The sequence below is a fragment of the Qipengyuania xiapuensis genome (genome assembly GCF_019711395.1).
GTDB classification, from domain to species: Bacteria; Pseudomonadota; Alphaproteobacteria; order Sphingomonadales; family Sphingomonadaceae; genus Qipengyuania; species Qipengyuania xiapuensis.
In genome coordinates, this window is the sequence record NZ_JAIGNL010000002.1 from 754,108 (window position 1) to 771,165 (window position 17,058).

Here is a 17,058-nt window from a genome sequence, read left to right on the forward strand (position 1 = left end):
AGTGAAGGCGACCAAAACTAAGCGGTTCATTGGCGACGAAAGCGGGGCGGTTGCAGCCACCTACGCGCTCGCGCTCATACCGCTGGTCGCCTTTGCCGGTGTCGCCTTCGATTATGCCCGCGTCATGGGCATGGACAGCGAGCTGCAGAACGGGGCCGACCAGGCTGCACTCGCAGCGGCGAGCCAGTTGGACGGACGCGCGGGTGCATGCGCCCGCGCCTCCCAGGCGGCCTCGACCATGCTCAACAACCTCGTGGTCCTAGCCTCCGATAGCGATTTCATTACGTTGACCGCGGAAGATGGCTGCGACGCGACTGGCCAGATCCGTTTCTATCAGGACAAGGCGAAGACCACCGCGGCGACTGCGGACGACAATGCGAACTACGTCGAAGTCTACGTCGATGCACGCCAGGTCGACTATGCTCTCCTGCCCATAACAGGCCGGCTTGCTTCCGATGCGCTCGAAGGCATCGCTTTCGCGGGCCTCGGCTCCGCGATCTGCAAGGTTCCGCCGGTCATGATGTGCAACCCGCAGGAAGCATCCGACCCCGAGTTCGATACCGCTGCCTATGCAGGCCACGGCGTCCGTCTGATCGCCAACGACCAGGGTGGTCTCTACGGCCCGGGCGTCTTCGGTTATCTCGAAACCAACGCCGGTAGTGGCGCAAGCGCGACCGCGCAAACCCTAGGGCGGGTAGATCCGCCAGGTGACTGCGTCCAGGTCGACGGCGCCGATGTGAAGCCCGGTCTCCAGGTAAGCGTGTTGGACGCTCTCAACACGCGCGTCGGGGTGTTCGCAAATGGCCTCAACAACGCTTGCGGGCCGAATGAGGCTCTTTGCCCACCTCCCGCCAATGCACGCATCGATCTGCTGCAAAGGGGCGGCCAATGCTCGATCGGCAACAGCGGTTTCCAGGTAGGTCCCAATCCCTATCGACCGACGTCGCCGGTCAACGACCTGACAACGGCAGAATGGTCGCCGCTCGATCCGATGGGCTTCCCCCGCGACAAGTGCCATGCGGTCAGCCAGCTGGGATCATGCACTTTGGGCCCCATGGGCGACGGCAATTGGGACCGTACTGCCTACTATGGCACCAATGGTCTGGGCAGCATGCCAACGAGCTGGTCCAACTATGGTTATGCAGAGCTGACCGGACGTTCGACGCCGACGCGATACCAGCAATATCGCTGGGAGTATGACCAGGCAGCCGCCGGCGGGTCGCAACTCACGAATGTGAATGTCACGGGCGGCTATCGGACCCAGCGCTCGCCTCTGTGCAACGCGCCCGGTATTCCCCCCGCATCGACGCCTGACCGCCGCGTGCTCAGCATTGCTGTGATCAACTGCGTCGCCGAGGGGGTTGGTTCGAACACTACGGATGCCCGTATCCAGAAGTTCGTCGATGTGTTCCTTGTCGAACCCTCGGCCCGCCGTGGCAGCGGTTCGAGCCTCATTACCGAAGCAAGCGACGTCTATGTCGAGATAATCGGCGAAACCACTCTCGGCGGCGGGGCCAACCAGGGGCAGGAGATCCGCAAGGATGTCCCGTACCTGATCGAATGAGCCGGCTCGGAAACTTCATGCGCGACACGCGCGGGGCCGCGGCCACGGAAATGGCGCTGATGGTGCCGCTGCTTCTGATCCTTATGTTCGCAGGATTCGAAGCTGGTCACTACTTCTACACCGAGCAGAAAATCATCAAGGCTGTGCGCGAAGGCTCGCGCTATGCCGGACGCCTCGGTTTCGATGCGTTCCCCTGTGGCGGCGCAGCAGACGCCACGGCGGTCGCCAACGTCCGCCAGGTCACCCGCACGGGCACCATCACTGGAACCGTGCCGCGGGTGCGCGGTCTCGAGCTCAACGAAATCACGGTGACCCACCGTTGCGATGCCAATTTCGCAAATTCCGGAATCTTCAAGGGCAATTCGGGCGGCGCCCCGATCGTCCTCGTAACCGCCTCGACCGGCTACAATTCGCTGTTCGAGGCGCTTGGCGTTATCGACTCGAGCGCCATCGTGCAGGCAAGCTCCGAAGCAGTGGTGAACGGCATATGAGGAAGATTTCCGCCTTTGTCCGCAACACGAAGGGCGCGATGGCTGCCGAATTCGCGCTCGTGCTTCCGATCCTGATCATCTTCCTGCTCGGCATCATGGACGTCGGCTATTACGCCTGGGCCATCAACCGCGGAGAGAAAGCGACGCAGATGGGCGCACGCTGGGCCGTTGCGACCGACATGATCCCGTCGGGCCTCGCCACTTACAGCTTTGCTTCGCAAGGCGGCATCTCGCAGGGGACGGTGGTTCCGATCAGCGCATTCCCGGGTGTGACCTGCACCAACACCGGATGCACCTGCAACGGATCGTGCAGTTTTGGCACAACTGCAAACACGGCTGCCTTCGACGCGATTGTTTCGCGTATGCAGGACTTCAAGCACAACATCGAGCCGGCAAATGTCGAGGTCGAGTATAGTTGGTCGGGACTCGGTTATGCCGGGGATCCGAACGGGCCCGACGTGGCCCCAATAATAACGGTTCGCCTAGTCAATCTGGAACACAACCCGCTCTACGGCATCCTCATCGGTTCCGTGGACCTGCCCGATTTCGCTTACTCACTGACGGCGGAAGACGGCGAGGGATCCTTCTCTCATTGAACGGCAAGAACATGACCAGTTTCGAAAGTATCTTCAAAGTGGCGAGCAACGCATCATCCGGCCTTCCTGAAAAGGTCTTCGTGTTCGCGCGTCAGTCCGAACTGGCGAACCTCGAATCGCTGGCCGACACGGTTACGCTCGTCGAGATCGAACCAGGCAAGGCCCTGCCTGAGGAGCTCATTGAGCAGGCCCATATCGCCGTGGTGGAAGTCGATCCGGGCGATCGCCGTTCGATCAACAGGCTCGATGCCATGCGCGCGCTGCGTCCGAACCTCGCGGTTATCGCAGCGCTGCCCGAAGTCGACCTCAACATCACCCGCCTGATGCTGCGCAAGGGCATCGGCGACGTTGTTGCCATGCCCTTCACCGTGGACGACCTTTTCACGGCCATTCTCGAAGTCGAACGCGATCTCGGAGATACGCTTGTCGAAGAGGACGTCGTCCCCGCTCCTGTCTTTGCCGTGCAGAAATGCCACGGCGGTGCAGGCGCGACCACCATTGCTACCCATCTGGGCGATGCACTCGCTCGTGAAATGGGCGAAAGCTGCCGTGCGTGCGTCATCGATCTCGACCTTCAGAGCGGCGACGTTTCTGCCTATTTCGATCGCCAGTCGCGCCTGACCCTCAACGACCTGCTCGATGCCGGCGCCCGTCTCGACGATGAACTCATGCGTTCGGTCGCTACCGAAGCGACCCCGGCATGCGACATCATTGCAGCACCGGTCGATATCCAGCCGATTGAGGAAATCGAGCTCGCACGGCTCAAGGAAGTCGTCGCACAGGCGCGCCGCCGTTACGACGTCGTCATCTTCGACATGCCGGGCTCGCTCACCAACTGGGCAATGTCGGTCATGCTGGCAGCCGACGCGGTCGTCCTGGTCGGAACAAGTTCGATCGGCGCCCTGCGGCAGGTGAAGCGCAAGCTGCGCCTGCTTCTGGAAATGGATTACCACCCGTCGCGCGTCGCCATTGCACTCAACAACGCGGCGTCAGGCCTCTTCAAGAAGCTCGATATGCGCGGGATAGAGGAAGCCCTCGGCCACTCGATCGACGCACGTATCACCTCGGATTCGCAGCTGCTCGAGCAGGCTCAGGCGCAGGGCGTTCTGGCTCGCAACATCCAGCGCAAGAGCCGTTTCTCGGCTGATATCGACAAGCTCGCAGACCAATTGCTGAGCATGGTCGAGGAGGGAGAGTGACATGTGGAAGGTAAGGAGCGCAGTCCCTGCCGTTGAAGAGCAGGACAATGCCAATCTGCCGACCGTCGACGAACAGGAACGCATCCTGTTCGGCGAGAAGGACAAGCAGCGCGAAGCCATGCTCGACCTCAAGGTCGAAATCCACAAGGGCCTGCTCGATCGCCTGAATCTCGGCATGCTCGACAAGACGCCTGTCGATCAGCTCAAGAGCCAGATTGCCGGCATCATGCCCGAACTCGTGAGCGATCACGAACACCCGCTCAATCGCCAGGAACGCGAGAACCTGATCCAGGAAGTGGTCGATGAACTGCTCGGCCTCGGCCCGCTCGAACCGCTGCTGCAGGACGAGACGATCACCGATATCCTGGTCAACGGCTACAAGACAGTCTTCGTCGAACGCCGCGGCCAGCTGGAAGCCGTGCCCACACGCTTCCAGGACGAAAAGCACCTGATGCGCGTGATCCAGAAAATCGTGAGCGCTGTCGGTCGCCGCGTCGATGAAAGCTCGCCTTTCGTCGATGCCCGCCTTGCCGACGGCTCGCGCGTCAACGCGATCGTCGCGCCGCTTGCGATCGACGGCTCGCTGCTCTCGATCCGTAAATTCGCAAAGCAGCCGATCAGCATCGAGAAGATGATCGGCCTCGGCTCGATCCCCGAGGAGATGGCTGCAGTGCTCGAGGCGATCGTCGCCTCGCGGCGGAACGTGCTGATCTCGGGCGGTACCGGCTCGGGTAAGACGACGCTGCTCAACGCCATGTCGACCTTCATCGACGAGAAAGAGCGCATCGTCACGATCGAGGACTCGGCCGAACTGCAGCTCCAGCAGGCACACGTGGCGCGTCTCGAAACGCGTCCGCCGAACATCGAAGGTACGGGTGAAGTGACCCAGCGCGACCTCGTTAAGAACGCGCTGCGTATGCGCCCTGACCGCATCATCGTCGGCGAGGTCCGCGCAGGCGAAGCCTTCGACATGCTGCAGGCCATGAACACCGGCCACGACGGTTCGATGACCACGGTCCACGCCAACACGCCGCGCGACGCGCTGAGCCGTGTCGAACAGATGATCGGCATGAGCGGGATCGAGATCACCTCGATGTCCTCGCGTGCGCAGATCGCCTCCGCCCTGAATGTGGTTGTGCAGGTCGGTCGTCTCTCCGACGGTCGACGCAAGGTGAAGAGCCTTTCCGAGCTGACCGGCATGGAAGGCGACACCATCACGATGCAGGAAATCTTCCGCTTCAAGATGACGGGTCGCGAGGACGACGGAACGGTGCTCGGCCACTTCGAGGCCACCGGCATCCGTCCCAAGTTCCTGCAGGATGCCGAAGCGCACGGCATCAGCCTGCCGACCGACCTGTTCCGCCCGGACCTGAGGATCAACTGATATGACCTCGATTGCTATCCGGGTCCTGTTTCTCGTGGCGGTCTTCCTGGCCGTCTTCCTGACCGCGCAGTTCTTTGCGCGTGCGGCTGCTCAGAAACGATCCTACTCGAGCGCGGTGAACCGCCGCATGTCGATGATCCAGTCGGGCGCGGACCGCGACAAGCTGGTCGAACAGCTGCTCAAGAACAGCCCGAAGAAGCATTCGCACCTGCCGCCGATCATTCGCGGCCTCGTGGAGAGTTTCCAGCGCGCCGTTTTCGCATCGGCCGTACCCTATTCCACGAACACGCTAGCGATGATGATGCTGGTGGGCGGCCTTGCCGTGTTCGCGATGACCATCCTGATCGCAGCCGGCTTCGGCGCTGCAATCAGCTTCGGCGTGATCTGGCTGGGCATCCTCATGGCCGTGGCGCTGGGCTTCGTGATCCCCTTCCTCATTCTCCAGCGGATTGCCGCATCGCGCCGCAAGAAGGTCGAAAAGCAGTTTCCTGTCGCTCTCGATATCTTCGTTCGCGCCTTGCGTTCGGGTCACCCGGTTGCGTCAGCGATCGAGCTCCTGACCAAGGAAATGGAAGATCCGATCGGCACCGAATTCGGCATCGTCGCCGACGAAGTGACTTATGGCTCGGATCTGGTGGCCGCCTTGCATGCAATGGCTGAGCGGTGGGATCTCGAAGACATGCGCATGTTCGTCGTCTCGCTCGCCGTGCAGAGCGAGACCGGCGGCAACCTTGCCGAAATCCTCGAGAATCTCGCCGACGTGATCCGTGCCCGTGCATCCATGTTCATGAAGGTCCGTGCGCTCAGCTCCGAGGGCCGGATGACGGGCTGGATGCTGACTGTCCTGCCGGTCTTCGCATTCGTGACCGTCTTCCTCGGCAACCCGGAATTCTACCTGTCGGTGATCGAGGATCCGATCTTCATCTTCGGCAGCATCACGCTGACGGTGCTCTACATCATCGGCGTCATGATGATCCGCAAAATGGTGGATATTAAGGTCTGATATGCTCGAACTCGCCGTCAACAACACCTTCGTGCGCCTCATCGTCCTGGCGCTGGTCTTTGCCGTCGCGGTCGGGATTGTTCTCGTCATCATCAACTGGATCGCCAAGCGCGCGGAAGCCTCGCGCCAGCTCGCCAAGCTCAGCGGAAGCCACGGCAGCGTGAACCAGACGGCGTTGATCGACCAGGAACGCGAAAGCCGGTGGGCCAAGATCGCGGAGTCGATCGAGAGTTCTGGGATCAGCCTGACCGACACGAGCAACGACAAGCTGCAGCAGAAGCTAAAGGCGGCTGGTTATCGCAGCGCATCGGCGCCGCGCGTCTACACACTCGTTCGCATCATCCTCACCTTCGGCCTGCCTGCCATCTGGCTGCTGATGGTGGCTGCCTCGTCTTCCGAAATCTCGATCATGAGGATCTATGTGATTTCGGCGATCGTCGCAGGTCTTGGCTTTTTCCTGCCCTATCTCTTCATCGAAGCGAAGGCGGACCGTCGCAAGACGGCGATCATCAACGGGTTCCCCGACTCTCTCGACCTTCTCCTGGTCTGTGTCGAAGCCGGCCTTGGCCTTGAATCCGCGCTCGACCGCGTCGGCCGCGAGATCGCGACCACCCATCCGCTGGTCGCAGAACTCTTCACCGAGACTACACTTATGATGCGCGCCGGCGCGTCGCGCGAAGATGCCATGCGCCGCATGGCCGATGGCGCAGGTGTCGACGAGATCCGCTCTTTCGCGACGCTGCTGATCCAGTCGGACAAGCTCGGTACCAGCATCTCGAACACCCTGCGCGTCTACGCTTCCGAAATGCGTGAAGCGCGCCGCCTGCGCGCCGAGGAAAAGGCGCACAGGCTTCCCGTTCTCATCTCCATCCCGCTCGTCACCTGCATGCTTCCGACGATGATCGGGGTTCTCATCCTTCCCGCGGCAATCGCCGTTATTCGGGAAATCGGTCCGGCTCTGACAGGAGGATAATATGAAACCTGCAACCACTCTCGCGCTCGCGGTTCTCGCTACCAGCCTTGGCGGTTGCCAGTCGTTGGTCAACGCCTTCGATTTCTCGCGCAACTCTTCTGCCTCGCAGTACCAGATCGGACAGGGCGACCTCGACGAGGGACGCGAGCACCTGCAGGCCGGCCGCTTCGGTAATGCGCTCGCTCCGCTTCACCGCGCCGCGCTCAACCCGCAGACGAGCGGCGATGCGCTCAACGCACTCGGCGTCGCCTATGCCAAGCTGGGCCGCGCCGATCTGGCCGAGCGCTATTTCGTTTCGGCCCTCCGGATCGATAGCGACAACGAGCGCTATGCTGCCAATCTCGATCGTTTCTATCGCAGCGACCTTGCCCGCGATGCCCGCCTGCTCCACGCACAGCGCGAACGCGCCCGTGAAGAATACCAGCGCTTCGCATTCGAAGCGCCCGACAAGCCGTTCGAGGCCGAGCCCGAGCAGCGCCTGGTCCGTAGCGGCGGCGAGACGCGCAGCATCACCATTTCTGGCCCGCAGACCTCGAGCCGCATCGCTGTAGGTGCAGCACCTGTTCGCAAGGCCGAGGCAGCACCTGCGCGCGTTCGCGTGTCGGGCGGCTCGATCACGCCTTCGGCGACCGCACGCCCGGCCGAGATCTCGATCGGTAGCCCGCGCAGCCAGACGCGCTATCCGGCCCGTGTGCGCGTCGGCAGCGCCGACCAGCAATCGACCTATCCGGTCCGCGTGCGCATTCCTGCGCGTCCGAACAACTAAGCTCCACTCATGGCCGTGGCGACAATCTGGCTTGCCGCGCTGAGCGTCACGTCCGGATTGGGCGCGCTGCTTGACGTAGTGACGCGCAAGCTGCCCAACTGGCTGAGCCTGCTCATGCTGGTTGGCGGACTTGGCTTCGGCTTCGCGCTCGATGGATGGAGCGGCCTCGGACTCCACTTCCTCCACGCCGTGCTGGCCCTCGGCCTCGGCTACCTCCTCTTCATCTGGGGCGTATTCGGCGGAGGCGACGGCAAGTTCTACGCCGCCTGCGCCGCATTCTTTCCCGTCACGCAGATGCTCTGGCATTTCGTGATCATCACCTTTGCCGGCCTGATCCTAGCAATCATCTGGTTCACCGCGAAACGTGGCTTCGGACTGCACAAGCGCAAGAAGGACGATTTCGCGAAGCTGCCCTACGGCGTGGCAATTGCTTCCGGCAGCGTCGCGCTGGCGCTATACGGCATGCAATGACCAGCTTCAGCGCCGCTGCCCGGCCCGAGCCGATGACCGACACCCAGCTGGTCGGATGGATGCTCGCGCTCACTGCTATGACATGCCTCGCGCTGGCGATGGGCGCACTGGTGGTCGAGAAGCTCAACAGCAACGCTGCCGTGCGGATCGCACTCGACAAGGTCCCGGTGGAGAAGGTGGTCGAGTTCGGTCATGAGGACGACGCCTTTGCAGCAGCCTTGCCCCTATCCTCCGGCGAAACCTTTCCCGCCGCTTCGGAGCCGCATGTCGCCGATCGCCTCCCCGCTCCCCGGCCGGCAGTCGCGATCGCGCCCCGGCCGGACAGGAACGGCGTGATACCGATCGATTTCTCGCTCGAGCAGGGCGAGACGGCGGTCGGTGGCGGCGTTGGCGTGCAGAAGACGATCGCCCTTTCGCAGGGCGCCATGACCGGATTGAAGATTTTCATCGTCGGCGACGCCGTGATCGAGGTCGACCGGCTGGAACTCGCTCGCGCGCTTGCTGCGATCGGAGCGGAAAACAAGGCCGTCGACCTTCCCGCAGCGGGCGGCAATGGAAGGCTGTCTCTAGACCGCGTCAGGCATGCGGGCTTGGACCTGCGCTACGACGCAGTGCGCGACCGGCTCGTACTACATCCCTGATTTGTCTGGTCGGCTGCAGCCGACTACTCGCTGTCCCAGTCGATCGTGATTTCGACCTGGGCGCTGTCGACGCCCGCGGCCTTGGCGATGCGAAGACGGCATGCGCGGACGATATCCGCCAGCGATGCGTTGCTATCGTCTTCCTGCGTGACCGCACCGCGTCCCGGCGCGCCATAGACGAGTTCGAGTTCGGTCACGCCCAGCCGGCTCGCCAGCCTCTGCATGGTCTCGTGACGAGGGCGGACCTGGTCGCCTTCCCACTTCCAAAGGGTCGGCTTGCTGACGCCGATTTCCTCCGCGAAGGCGCGCATGGACGAGCCATCGGCGGTACGCAGCCGCTTGATCCTCTGCCCCAGCGTCTCGTGATCGACACCGAAGCGCGATCCGTTGCCGGATTCGTCGATCGCCGCAACGTCGTTGGCCGCTTCGAGCTCTTCCTCGCTGATCGGTTCGGGGAAACTGCATCCGTAAAGTTCGTCGGCGAACCATACGACCTTGGCACGCACGGCGCCGCTCTGCGGCAGGACTACCTCCAGGGGATCGTCGAGCGACAGGTGCGCTCCGGTCCTGACCAGCATTCCGTTTCGCGAGAGGTTCAGGATTTCCGCATCGAAAGCGCGCCCGGCCTGGCCGACACCTGTATGAAGGCGCAGAACAAGCCGCGGTTGGCGGCGATCCTGCTCGCCCAGATTATCGACTTTCGTCTCCTGCATCACCCCTCGCTTCGAAGCCCATCCCTTCCAGACCCAATGGAAGGGCGCCGAGCTTCGTCATTGAAGTAACCGTTTGCGGTTACTCGCGCGTCCCGTTCTGCGGCAAAAAACCGCGGCCGACCTCAAGCCGGCGGGCCCGCAAGGCAAGCCCTTCACCCTTCTAAACCCGGAATTGGCCGAATGCCAATAATCCAAAGGTTGGGTAACCAAATCTCTGCGCGGTAAAGTGTTAAGAAAGAGGGAAAATCGCAAGGACAAATGCCGATGCCCCTACCCATCGGGCTAGGTCGATAACCGTCTCGACCGGAAAGCAGCGTTCGGCCGGTCGGAATGCGGCAGCATATCTGCGCAATTGTCTCTGGTGCCGCTCTGGCCTAAGCGGGTCGGCTCTTTTGCCGGCACGGCAAGCACACGACATGGATACGCAAGTCTCTCCTGGGCCCCTGCCAACCGGCGGCGAAGGCTGGCGCGGCGAGTTCTCCGCGACGCTTCGGCTGAGCTGGCCGCTTGCGGCAGCGAACCTGCTGCAGATGCTGACCTATGCGATCGACGTGATCTTCATTGCGCGTCTCGGCGAGGCCCAGCTCGCCGCATCGGCTCTTGCGATTGCCCTCTTCGGCCTCGTGATGTGGGCCTTTTCGGGACTTACCGGAGCAGTCGCCCCGGTTGCGGCAGCCGAACTCGGCGAGCGCGCGCCTGCCTTGCGGCCGGTGCGCCGGACGGTCCGCATGGCCTTGTGGCTCGCCGTGATGTCTGGCGTAGCGGGGATGGGCCTGTGCCTGATGCTAGGCCCGCTGATGCGCGCGACCGGACAGGACGCTGCGATCATCGGCATGGCGCTCGAATACAATACGGTCCTTGTGATCTCGATGATCCCGATGCTCATCAACAACGTGCTGCGCAGTTTCGTCTCGACGCTCGACCGGCCGATCTTCGCGACTGCTATTACCGCGGCGGGCATCCTGGTGAACGCGCTGGCGAACTACGCCTTCATCTTCGGCAATTTCGGCGCGCCCGAAATGGGTCTGCGCGGTGCAGCGGTGGCGACGATCATTACCTCGCTCTTCGTGATGGCCGCATACATTATCGCGATCAGGCTCGATCCGCGCCTGCACCGATATCGCATCTTCGGCCGCTGGTGGTCGCCCGACTGGCAACGCTTCTGGCATATTGCCCGTGTCGGCACGCCGATTGCGCTGACCATCACCGCGGAAGCAGGGATCTTCGGTGCGGCGGCATTCCTCATGGGCAATATCGGCGCGACGCAGCTCGCCGCGCATACGGTAGCCCTGCAGATCGCGGCCCTCGCATTCCAGGTGCCCTTCGGCGTGGGACAGGCGGCGACGATCCGGGTGGGCTATTTCTATGGCGCGCGCGACAGCGAGGGCATGAAGCGTGCCGGCTGGACCGGTATTGCGGTCGGCACAGGCTTCATGATGCTCACCGCCATGGCGATGATCCTGATCCCCAAGCCCCTGCTCGCGATCTACATTGATCCTTGGGACCCGAAGAACGCGCTGCTGGTCGCCTTCGCGCTCAAATACATCGTCATTGCTGCCGCCTTCCAGCTGTTCGACGGCATGCAGGCGGTGGCGGCAGGCGCATTGCGCGGACTGCAGGACACGCGCGTGCCGATGTGGATCGCGGCCTTCTCCTACTGGGTGCCGGGCATCGGCCTGTCGCTTTATCTCGGCTTCTACACCCCGCTCGAGGGCGTGGGCGTGTGGATCGGGCTGGCAGTGGGGCTCACGGTTGCAGCCCTGTTGCTCACTTCGCGCTGGGCGCGGCGGGACCGTCTCGGCCTCACAGCCCGCGCCTAGCTCCTTATGCCGCCCGCTGCGTGACCTCGCGCTGCGGGAACGGGATCGAGATGCCGACATCGTCGAAGCGCGCCTTGGCCGCTTCGGTGATCGCCCAGCCGAGCGGGGCGAAATCGGCAGTTTCGCACCAGACGCGAAGTCCGATGCCGACCGAACTGTCGTCGAGCGACGCAACGAAAGCGACAGGCTCGGGATCGGCGAGCACGCGTTCGTCGGCGGCGGCGATCTCGAGCAGTACCTTGCGCGCCTGCTCCATCGAATCCCCGTAGGCGATGCCGACGATCAGCTCGAAGCGGCGGATCGGGTGGCGGTGGAAGTTGACGATCGCCTGGTTCCAGAGCTGCGAGTTGGGCACCATCACGAAGAGCCCGTCGAACTGCTTCAATTCGGTCGTGAACAGGCCGATCTGCTGGACGACACCGGTTACCGAGCCTGCCGAGATCGCCTCGCCGATCTTGAAGGGCCGCTGCACAAGGATCATCACGCCCGAGGCGACATTGCTGAGCGTGCCCTGCAGTGCGAGGCCGATGGCGAGCGCCATGCCGCCAAGCGCCGCGAGGATACTTGTGGTCTCGACCCCGAACTGGGTCAGCACGGTCACGATGACCATCGCCCAGAGCGCGTATTTGACCAGGTTCGACAGGAAATTGGCAACCGTTGCATCGAACCTGTCCGAGCGGTTCAGCGCGCGCTGTACCCAGCCCGAAATCAGCTTTGCGGCGAGCAGGCCGAAGATGAGGACCGCAAAGGCCCCGGCGATGTCCATCATGTTGAGCCGAAGCCAGAGCAGCGCTTGTTCGGGAATGGTGAGGGCCGAAATGGCCTGGTCGGTCTGCATGGGATGCGCTCCGCTATCTGTCTTTCCGGATGGATTGGCGGACGGGATAGGGATTGGCGAGCGCTCTGGCCACCCCGCGGCACGCTTCGGCGAAAGACCCGCAACATTTTTGTCCGCCGACCCGTTGACTCCCCGCATCGGCGCTCCCAAATGCGCCTCGCTGGCACTCTCGATGGGGGAGTGCCAATCGACACATTCACTCTCACTTGAGAAAGGTCATCATCATGGCATTTCGTCCGCTGCACGACCGCGTGCTCGTGCGTCGCATCGAAGCAGAAGAAAAGACCGCCGGCGGGATCATCATTCCCGACAGCGCCAAGGAAAAGCCGAGCGAAGGCGAAATCGTCGCCGTCGGTTCGGGCTCCAAGGCCGAAGACGGCACCGTCACCCCGCTCGACGTGAAGGCTGGCGACCGCGTGCTGTTCGGCAAGTGGTCGGGCACCGAGGTCAAGCTCGACGGCGAAGACCTGCTGATCATGAAGGAAAGCGACATCATGGGGATCATGGGCTGAGCCCGATCCGCAATCGCTTCCCAACACTAGAAACCAATTCCAGGAGAAACACCAATGGCAGCCAAGGACGTTAAGTTCGGCCGCGACGCGCGCGAAGGCATCCTGCGCGGCGTCGACACCCTCGCCAATGCCGTGAAGGTCACCCTCGGTCCCAAGGGCCGCAACGTCGTGATCGACAAGAGCTTCGGCGCACCCCGCATCACCAAGGACGGCGTCAGCGTCGCCAAGGAAATCGAACTGAAGGACAAGTTCGAGAACATGGGCGCGCAGATGATCAAGGAAGTCGCATCGAAGGCGAACGACGCCGCCGGTGACGGCACCACCACTGCAACCGTCCTTGCCCAGTCGATCGTGACTGAAGGCATGAAGTCGGTCGCAGCCGGCATGAACCCGATGGACCTCAAGCGCGGCATCGACCTCGCTGTCACCAAGGTCGTCGAAGACCTCAAGGGTCGTTCGAAGGACGTTTCCGGCTCGAACGAAATCGCACAGGTCGGCATCATCTCGGCCAATGGCGACAAGGAAGTCGGCGAGAAGATCGCCGAAGCCATGGAAAAGGTCGGCAAGGAAGGCGTGATCACCGTCGACGAGAGCAAGGGTCTCGAATTCGAGCTCGAAACCGTCGAAGGCATGCAGTTCGACCGCGGCTACCTGTCGCCCTACTTCATCACCAACCCGGAAAAGATGACGGTCGAACTCGAGAACCCGTACATCCTGATCCACGAGAAGAAGCTCTCGAACCTGCAGGCGATGCTCCCGGTTCTCGAAGCGGCTGTCCAGTCGGGCCGTCCGCTGCTGATCATCGCGGAAGACATCGAAGGCGAAGCGCTGGCCACCCTCGTGGTCAACAAGCTGCGCGGCGGCCTCAAGGTTGCTGCGGTCAAGGCTCCGGGCTTCGGCGATCGCCGCAAGGCCATGCTGCAGGACATCGCGATCCTGACGCAGGGCGAGATGATCAGCGAAGACCTCGGCATCAAGCTCGAGAACGTCACGCTGGGCATGCTCGGTGAAGCCAAGCGCGTCACCATCGACAAGGACAACACGACCATCGTCGACGGTGCCGGTTCGGAAGACGACATCAAGGCCCGCGTTTCGGAAATCCGCACGCAGATCGACAACACCTCGTCGGACTACGACCGTGAAAAGCTGCAGGAACGCCTCGCGAAGCTCGCTGGCGGCGTTGCAGTCATCAAGGTCGGCGGTGCTACCGAAGTCGAAGTTAAGGAGCGCAAGGACCGCGTCGACGACGCGCTGCACGCAACCCGCGCAGCCGTTGAAGAAGGCATCGTCCCGGGCGGCGGTACCGCCCTGCTCTACGCCACCAAGTCGCTCGACGGCCTCGAAGGCGAGAACGACGACCAGACCCGCGGCATCGACATTGTCCGCCGTGCACTGCAGGCACCGGTTCGCCAGATCGCAACCAACGCCGGCCATGACGGCGCGGTTGTCGCAGGCAAGCTGGTCGACGCAAACGACGACACGCTCGGCTTCAACGCCGCGACCGACACCTACGAGAACCTCGTGGCTGCCGGCGTCATCGACCCGACCAAGGTTGTCCGCACCGCGCTGCAGGACGCAGCTTCGGTTGCCGGCCTGCTGATCACCACGGAAGCCACCATCACGGAGATCCCGGAAGACAAGTCCGGTGCTCCGATGCCCGATATGGGCGGCATGGGCGGCATGGGCGGCATGGGCTTCTAAGCTCGGCACCCCGGCCGACAGGCTACAAACGAGAAGGCCCGGCAGGAGCGATCCTGCCGGGCCTTTTCTTTGCATAGGTGGAACGGATTAGCCGCCCTTGCGGCTGTCCTCGGCCGCCTGGACCAGTTCCTCGGGCCAGGTGACCTGCGTCTGCGTCTGCGGGTTGAAGAGGTCGCCCGGATAGATCGCACCTTCGGCCGCAGCGATTTCCTCGGCCGTCAGGTGTTCGCTCGGCTCCAGCGCAAAGACGTCGAGACCGCGCGCGATCTCGGTCGCGTAGATGCGGCCGTTGTACCAGTAGGACGACCAGTAGCCGCCGGTGACCAGCTGGTCCTTGTCGACCGGGCCGCGGTCGAAATAGGCGATCTCGAACGGGTTGGAAGCATCGGTGAAGTCGATCACCGAGATGCCGCCCTGGTACCATGCCTGGACGAAGATATCGCGGCCCGGCACGGGGATGATCGAACCGTTGTGCGCGACGCAGTTCTCCTTGTCGCCCTGCGGTGCAGGCAGCTTGTACATGCCGCGATAGGTCAGCTTGCCGTCCTCGATCGCGTAGAAAGCGTCGGCACCCCAGTTCGTCGGGTCACCCGCCTGGCAGCGCGGGCGTCCGCCCCCGCCCCACTCGTCGGTGAACAGCACCTTGGTGCCGTCATTGTTGAAGGTGGCCGAGTGCCAGTAGGCAAAGCCCTTGTCGGTCACATCGTCGATGCGGACCGGCTTCATCGGATCGGAAATGTCGAGGATGATGCCATTGCCCGAGCATGCGCCCGCGGCGAGGTTCTTCGCCGGGAATACGGTAATGTCGTGGCACTGGTTGGTGACATTGGTGCTCTGCGTGCCATCACCGTGATCGCCGCCGCGCCACAGGCCGGCGATCTGGCCGTCGCGCGCAAACACACGCGGGCTGTCGACGATGCGCGATGCCGCGGGATTGGCGACCGGGATCTCGACCACATCGATGCTGAACAGCGCGGTTTCGTCACCGGCAGTGTCGAAGCAGCCTGCCAGTTCCTCGTCGTCGCGGACATAGCTGGTGCCCGAATTGTAGACGATGATGCGAGTGTCGTCGGCATCCACGATCGAGTGCGTGTGGCTGCCGCGGCAAGTCTGGACGAGGCCTACCTGGCGCGGGCGCGTGATGTCCGAGATGTCGAAGATGCGCAGTCCGCGGAAGCGCTCCTCGTTCACCCGGCCGGCCACGCCCTCGAGGCCGCAGTCGATGCGCGCGCGGCTGTCCTGGACGCTCATGATGAGCAGGTCGCCGACGATGGAGACGTCGCCCTGGCCGCCGGGGCATACGGTTGAGGAGACCAGCTGCGGCACGCCGTCTTCGCCGAGGCGGTAGGCATTGAAACCGTGATAGCTGCCAGCCACCATCATGTCGCCGGAGAAGGCGATGTCGGTGTTGGCGAAGCTCAGCAGCGAGCCGCGCTGGCCGAAGCGGGGCTTTTCTTCCTCTTCCTCGCCATCGTCGGCAGCCGTTTCCTCGCCCTCCTCTTCATCGTCCTTCTTTTCGATGCGCGGCTGGAGCTGCGCCGGGTTTTCCGGGTCGAAGAAGCCGGTCGGCTTGGGCTGCGATACGACGAGGCGAAGGTTCGAGATGGCTTCCTCGGCATCGCGGAAACCCGCTGCGAGCGTGGCGCGCGGATCGGTCGAAATTTCGGCCAGTACTGAGTTCATCCGGTCGATCTCGGCCTGCTGGTCGCTCACCACTTCATTGGTGAACTCGAACATCACCGGCTCGTAGGCGCTGCCCGGCGAACGATGCAGTTCGCGCACCATCTCCAGCGCGCCCTGGTGGTGGGCAATCATGAGCTTGAGGAATTGTTCGTCGAAGGCGGTACCGTTCGCGGCAGCAAGCGCGGCCATCTGTTCCTTCGACGCCATGCCCTTCATCGAGCCGTGGCCATCGGGGCCCATGTGCATCGAATGCGGCATCTCGATCTGCTCGCCGCGCGATTCGAGCCATTCGCGCATGAACTTCATCTCGTCCTTCTGGCCGGCCTCGATCCGGTCGGCGGTCTTCAGGACAGCGTCGTTGTTGGTACGCGACTTGGCGAGCGTGGCCATGTCGAGCGCCTGCTGGTGGTGGACGATCATGCCCTGCATGAAATGCACGTCGGCAGGCGAATAGCGCGTGTCCGAAAGCGCGATCGCCTCGGCCTCGCCGATCACGCGCGGAGCTTCGCCCGGTGCGCCCGGAAGCACGATCGGCACTTCCTGCGCGATGGCTGCGGTGGAGGTCGAAATAAGCAGGCCTGCGGCAAGCGCACGCATGGAATGTGTCATGTGTATAGTCCCCAAGTTTTGCAGCCGCGATACAATTGCCCCGCCTCGCGCTGGTCAAGCGAAAGTTCTGCGAACGGCATATCGTATCGTGCGG

At 63.0% G+C, this 17,058-nt stretch carries 16 protein-coding genes; 13 read left to right on the plus strand and 3 right to left on the minus strand.

What is annotated here, in order from left to right:
* The first annotated feature begins 1 nt into the window (after window position 1).
* The 10 genes from K3163_RS12855 to K3163_RS12900 are packed head-to-tail and all read left to right on the plus strand — an operon-like array spanning window position 2 to window position 9,088.
* A complete protein-coding gene (locus K3163_RS12855) occupies window positions 2-1,564 on the plus strand; it encodes a TadE/TadG family type IV pilus assembly protein (protein WP_221554481.1) in 1,563 nt (520 codons plus the stop codon).
* Entirely contained in the window at window positions 1,561-2,055 is a 495-nt protein-coding gene (locus tag K3163_RS12860; protein WP_221554482.1) for a TadE/TadG family type IV pilus assembly protein, read from the plus strand. The genes K3163_RS12855 and K3163_RS12860 overlap by 4 nt, the downstream gene beginning before the upstream one ends.
* A complete protein-coding gene (locus K3163_RS12865) occupies window positions 2,052-2,651 on the plus strand; it encodes a TadE/TadG family type IV pilus assembly protein (protein ID WP_221554483.1) in 600 nt (199 codons plus the stop codon). The genes K3163_RS12860 and K3163_RS12865 overlap by 4 nt, the downstream gene beginning before the upstream one ends.
* Window positions 2,652-2,662: 11 nt before the next feature.
* Complete coding sequence (locus K3163_RS12870) at window positions 2,663-3,850, plus strand: CpaE/TadZ family protein (protein WP_221554484.1); 1,188 nt, start codon at window positions 2,663-2,665, stop codon at window positions 3,848-3,850.
* Window position 3,851: 1 nt separating this feature from the next.
* Window positions 3,852-5,234 carry a TadA family conjugal transfer-associated ATPase gene (locus K3163_RS12875; protein ID WP_221554485.1) on the plus strand — a complete coding sequence of 461 codons (1,383 nt, stop codon included), beginning with the start codon at window positions 3,852-3,854 and terminating at the stop codon, window positions 5,232-5,234.
* Between the two features lies 1 nt (window position 5,235).
* Window positions 5,236-6,237 (plus strand): type II secretion system F family protein, encoded by a 1,002-nt coding sequence (locus K3163_RS12880; RefSeq protein WP_221554486.1) that lies wholly within the window; start codon window positions 5,236-5,238, stop codon window positions 6,235-6,237.
* Window position 6,238: 1 nt separating this feature from the next.
* Window positions 6,239-7,210 carry a type II secretion system F family protein gene (locus K3163_RS12885; protein WP_221554487.1) on the plus strand — a complete coding sequence of 324 codons (972 nt, stop codon included), beginning with the start codon at window positions 6,239-6,241 and terminating at the stop codon, window positions 7,208-7,210.
* Window position 7,211: 1 nt separating this feature from the next.
* Window positions 7,212-7,976, plus strand: coding sequence for a tetratricopeptide repeat protein (locus K3163_RS12890; RefSeq protein ID WP_221427519.1), 765 nt, complete (start codon window positions 7,212-7,214; stop codon window positions 7,974-7,976).
* Between the two features lie 9 nt (window positions 7,977-7,985).
* Window positions 7,986-8,447 carry an A24 family peptidase gene (locus tag K3163_RS12895; protein WP_221554488.1) on the plus strand — a complete coding sequence of 154 codons (462 nt, stop codon included), beginning with the start codon at window positions 7,986-7,988 and terminating at the stop codon, window positions 8,445-8,447.
* Window positions 8,444-9,088, plus strand: coding sequence for a hypothetical protein (locus K3163_RS12900; protein WP_221554489.1), 645 nt, complete (start codon window positions 8,444-8,446; stop codon window positions 9,086-9,088). Before K3163_RS12895 ends, K3163_RS12900 begins: the two co-directional genes overlap by 4 nt.
* 23 nt (window positions 9,089-9,111) lie before the next feature.
* Here K3163_RS12900 and K3163_RS12905 read toward each other — a convergent pair whose 3' ends face one another.
* Entirely contained in the window at window positions 9,112-9,801 is a 690-nt protein-coding gene (locus K3163_RS12905) for a PilZ domain-containing protein (RefSeq protein ID WP_221427516.1), read from the minus strand.
* 416 nt (window positions 9,802-10,217) lie between these two features.
* Here K3163_RS12905 and K3163_RS12910 point away from each other — a divergent pair, with 416 nt between their 5' ends.
* Window positions 10,218-11,621 (plus strand): MATE family efflux transporter, encoded by a 1,404-nt coding sequence (locus tag K3163_RS12910; protein WP_221554490.1) that lies wholly within the window; start codon window positions 10,218-10,220, stop codon window positions 11,619-11,621.
* A 4-nt stretch (window positions 11,622-11,625) separates the two neighbouring features.
* On the opposite strand, the gene K3163_RS12915 is transcribed toward K3163_RS12910, so the two are convergent.
* Window positions 11,626-12,459 (minus strand): mechanosensitive ion channel family protein, encoded by an 834-nt coding sequence (locus K3163_RS12915; RefSeq protein ID WP_221554491.1) that lies wholly within the window; start codon window positions 12,457-12,459, stop codon window positions 11,626-11,628.
* 224 nt (window positions 12,460-12,683) lie between these two features.
* On the opposite strand from K3163_RS12915, the gene groES reads away from it, so the two are divergent.
* Together groES and groL are read left to right on the plus strand one after the other, a co-directional pair.
* Window positions 12,684-12,971 (plus strand): co-chaperone GroES, encoded by a 288-nt coding sequence (groES, locus tag K3163_RS12920; protein ID WP_221427513.1) that lies wholly within the window; start codon window positions 12,684-12,686, stop codon window positions 12,969-12,971.
* 54 nt (window positions 12,972-13,025) lie between these two features.
* Window positions 13,026-14,672 (plus strand): chaperonin GroEL, encoded by a 1,647-nt coding sequence (gene groL, locus K3163_RS12925; protein ID WP_221427512.1) that lies wholly within the window; start codon window positions 13,026-13,028, stop codon window positions 14,670-14,672.
* 87 nt (window positions 14,673-14,759) lie between these two features.
* On the opposite strand, the gene K3163_RS12930 is transcribed toward groL, so the two are convergent.
* A complete protein-coding gene (locus tag K3163_RS12930; protein ID WP_221554492.1) occupies window positions 14,760-16,964 on the minus strand; it encodes a DUF305 domain-containing protein in 2,205 nt (734 codons plus the stop codon).
* Window positions 16,965-17,058: the final 94 nt, after the last annotated feature.

Coding starts and splice junctions, on each gene's coding strand:
- K3163_RS12910 (WP_221554490.1), top strand. CDS start 10,218: ATGGATACGCAAGTCTCTCCTGGGCCCCTGCCAACCGGCGGCGAAGGC.
- K3163_RS12870 (WP_221554484.1), top strand. CDS start 2,663: ATGACCAGTTTCGAAAGTATCTTCAAAGTGGCGAGCAACGCATCATCC.
- K3163_RS12885 (WP_221554487.1), top strand. CDS start 6,239: ATGCTCGAACTCGCCGTCAACAACACCTTCGTGCGCCTCATCGTCCTG.
- K3163_RS12930 (WP_221554492.1), bottom strand. CDS start 16,964: ATGACACATTCCATGCGTGCGCTTGCCGCAGGCCTGCTTATTTCGACC.
- K3163_RS12895 (WP_221554488.1), top strand. CDS start 7,986: ATGGCCGTGGCGACAATCTGGCTTGCCGCGCTGAGCGTCACGTCCGGA.
- K3163_RS12915 (WP_221554491.1), bottom strand. CDS start 12,459: ATGCAGACCGACCAGGCCATTTCGGCCCTCACCATTCCCGAACAAGCG.
- K3163_RS12875 (WP_221554485.1), top strand. CDS start 3,852: ATGTGGAAGGTAAGGAGCGCAGTCCCTGCCGTTGAAGAGCAGGACAAT.
- K3163_RS12890 (WP_221427519.1), top strand. CDS start 7,212: ATGAAACCTGCAACCACTCTCGCGCTCGCGGTTCTCGCTACCAGCCTT.
- groES (WP_221427513.1), top strand. CDS start 12,684: ATGGCATTTCGTCCGCTGCACGACCGCGTGCTCGTGCGTCGCATCGAA.
- K3163_RS12865 (WP_221554483.1), top strand. CDS start 2,052: ATGAGGAAGATTTCCGCCTTTGTCCGCAACACGAAGGGCGCGATGGCT.
- K3163_RS12880 (WP_221554486.1), top strand. CDS start 5,236: ATGACCTCGATTGCTATCCGGGTCCTGTTTCTCGTGGCGGTCTTCCTG.
- K3163_RS12860 (WP_221554482.1), top strand. CDS start 1,561: ATGAGCCGGCTCGGAAACTTCATGCGCGACACGCGCGGGGCCGCGGCC.
- K3163_RS12905 (WP_221427516.1), bottom strand. CDS start 9,801: ATGCAGGAGACGAAAGTCGATAATCTGGGCGAGCAGGATCGCCGCCAA.
- K3163_RS12900 (WP_221554489.1), top strand. CDS start 8,444: ATGACCAGCTTCAGCGCCGCTGCCCGGCCCGAGCCGATGACCGACACC.
- groL (WP_221427512.1), top strand. CDS start 13,026: ATGGCAGCCAAGGACGTTAAGTTCGGCCGCGACGCGCGCGAAGGCATC.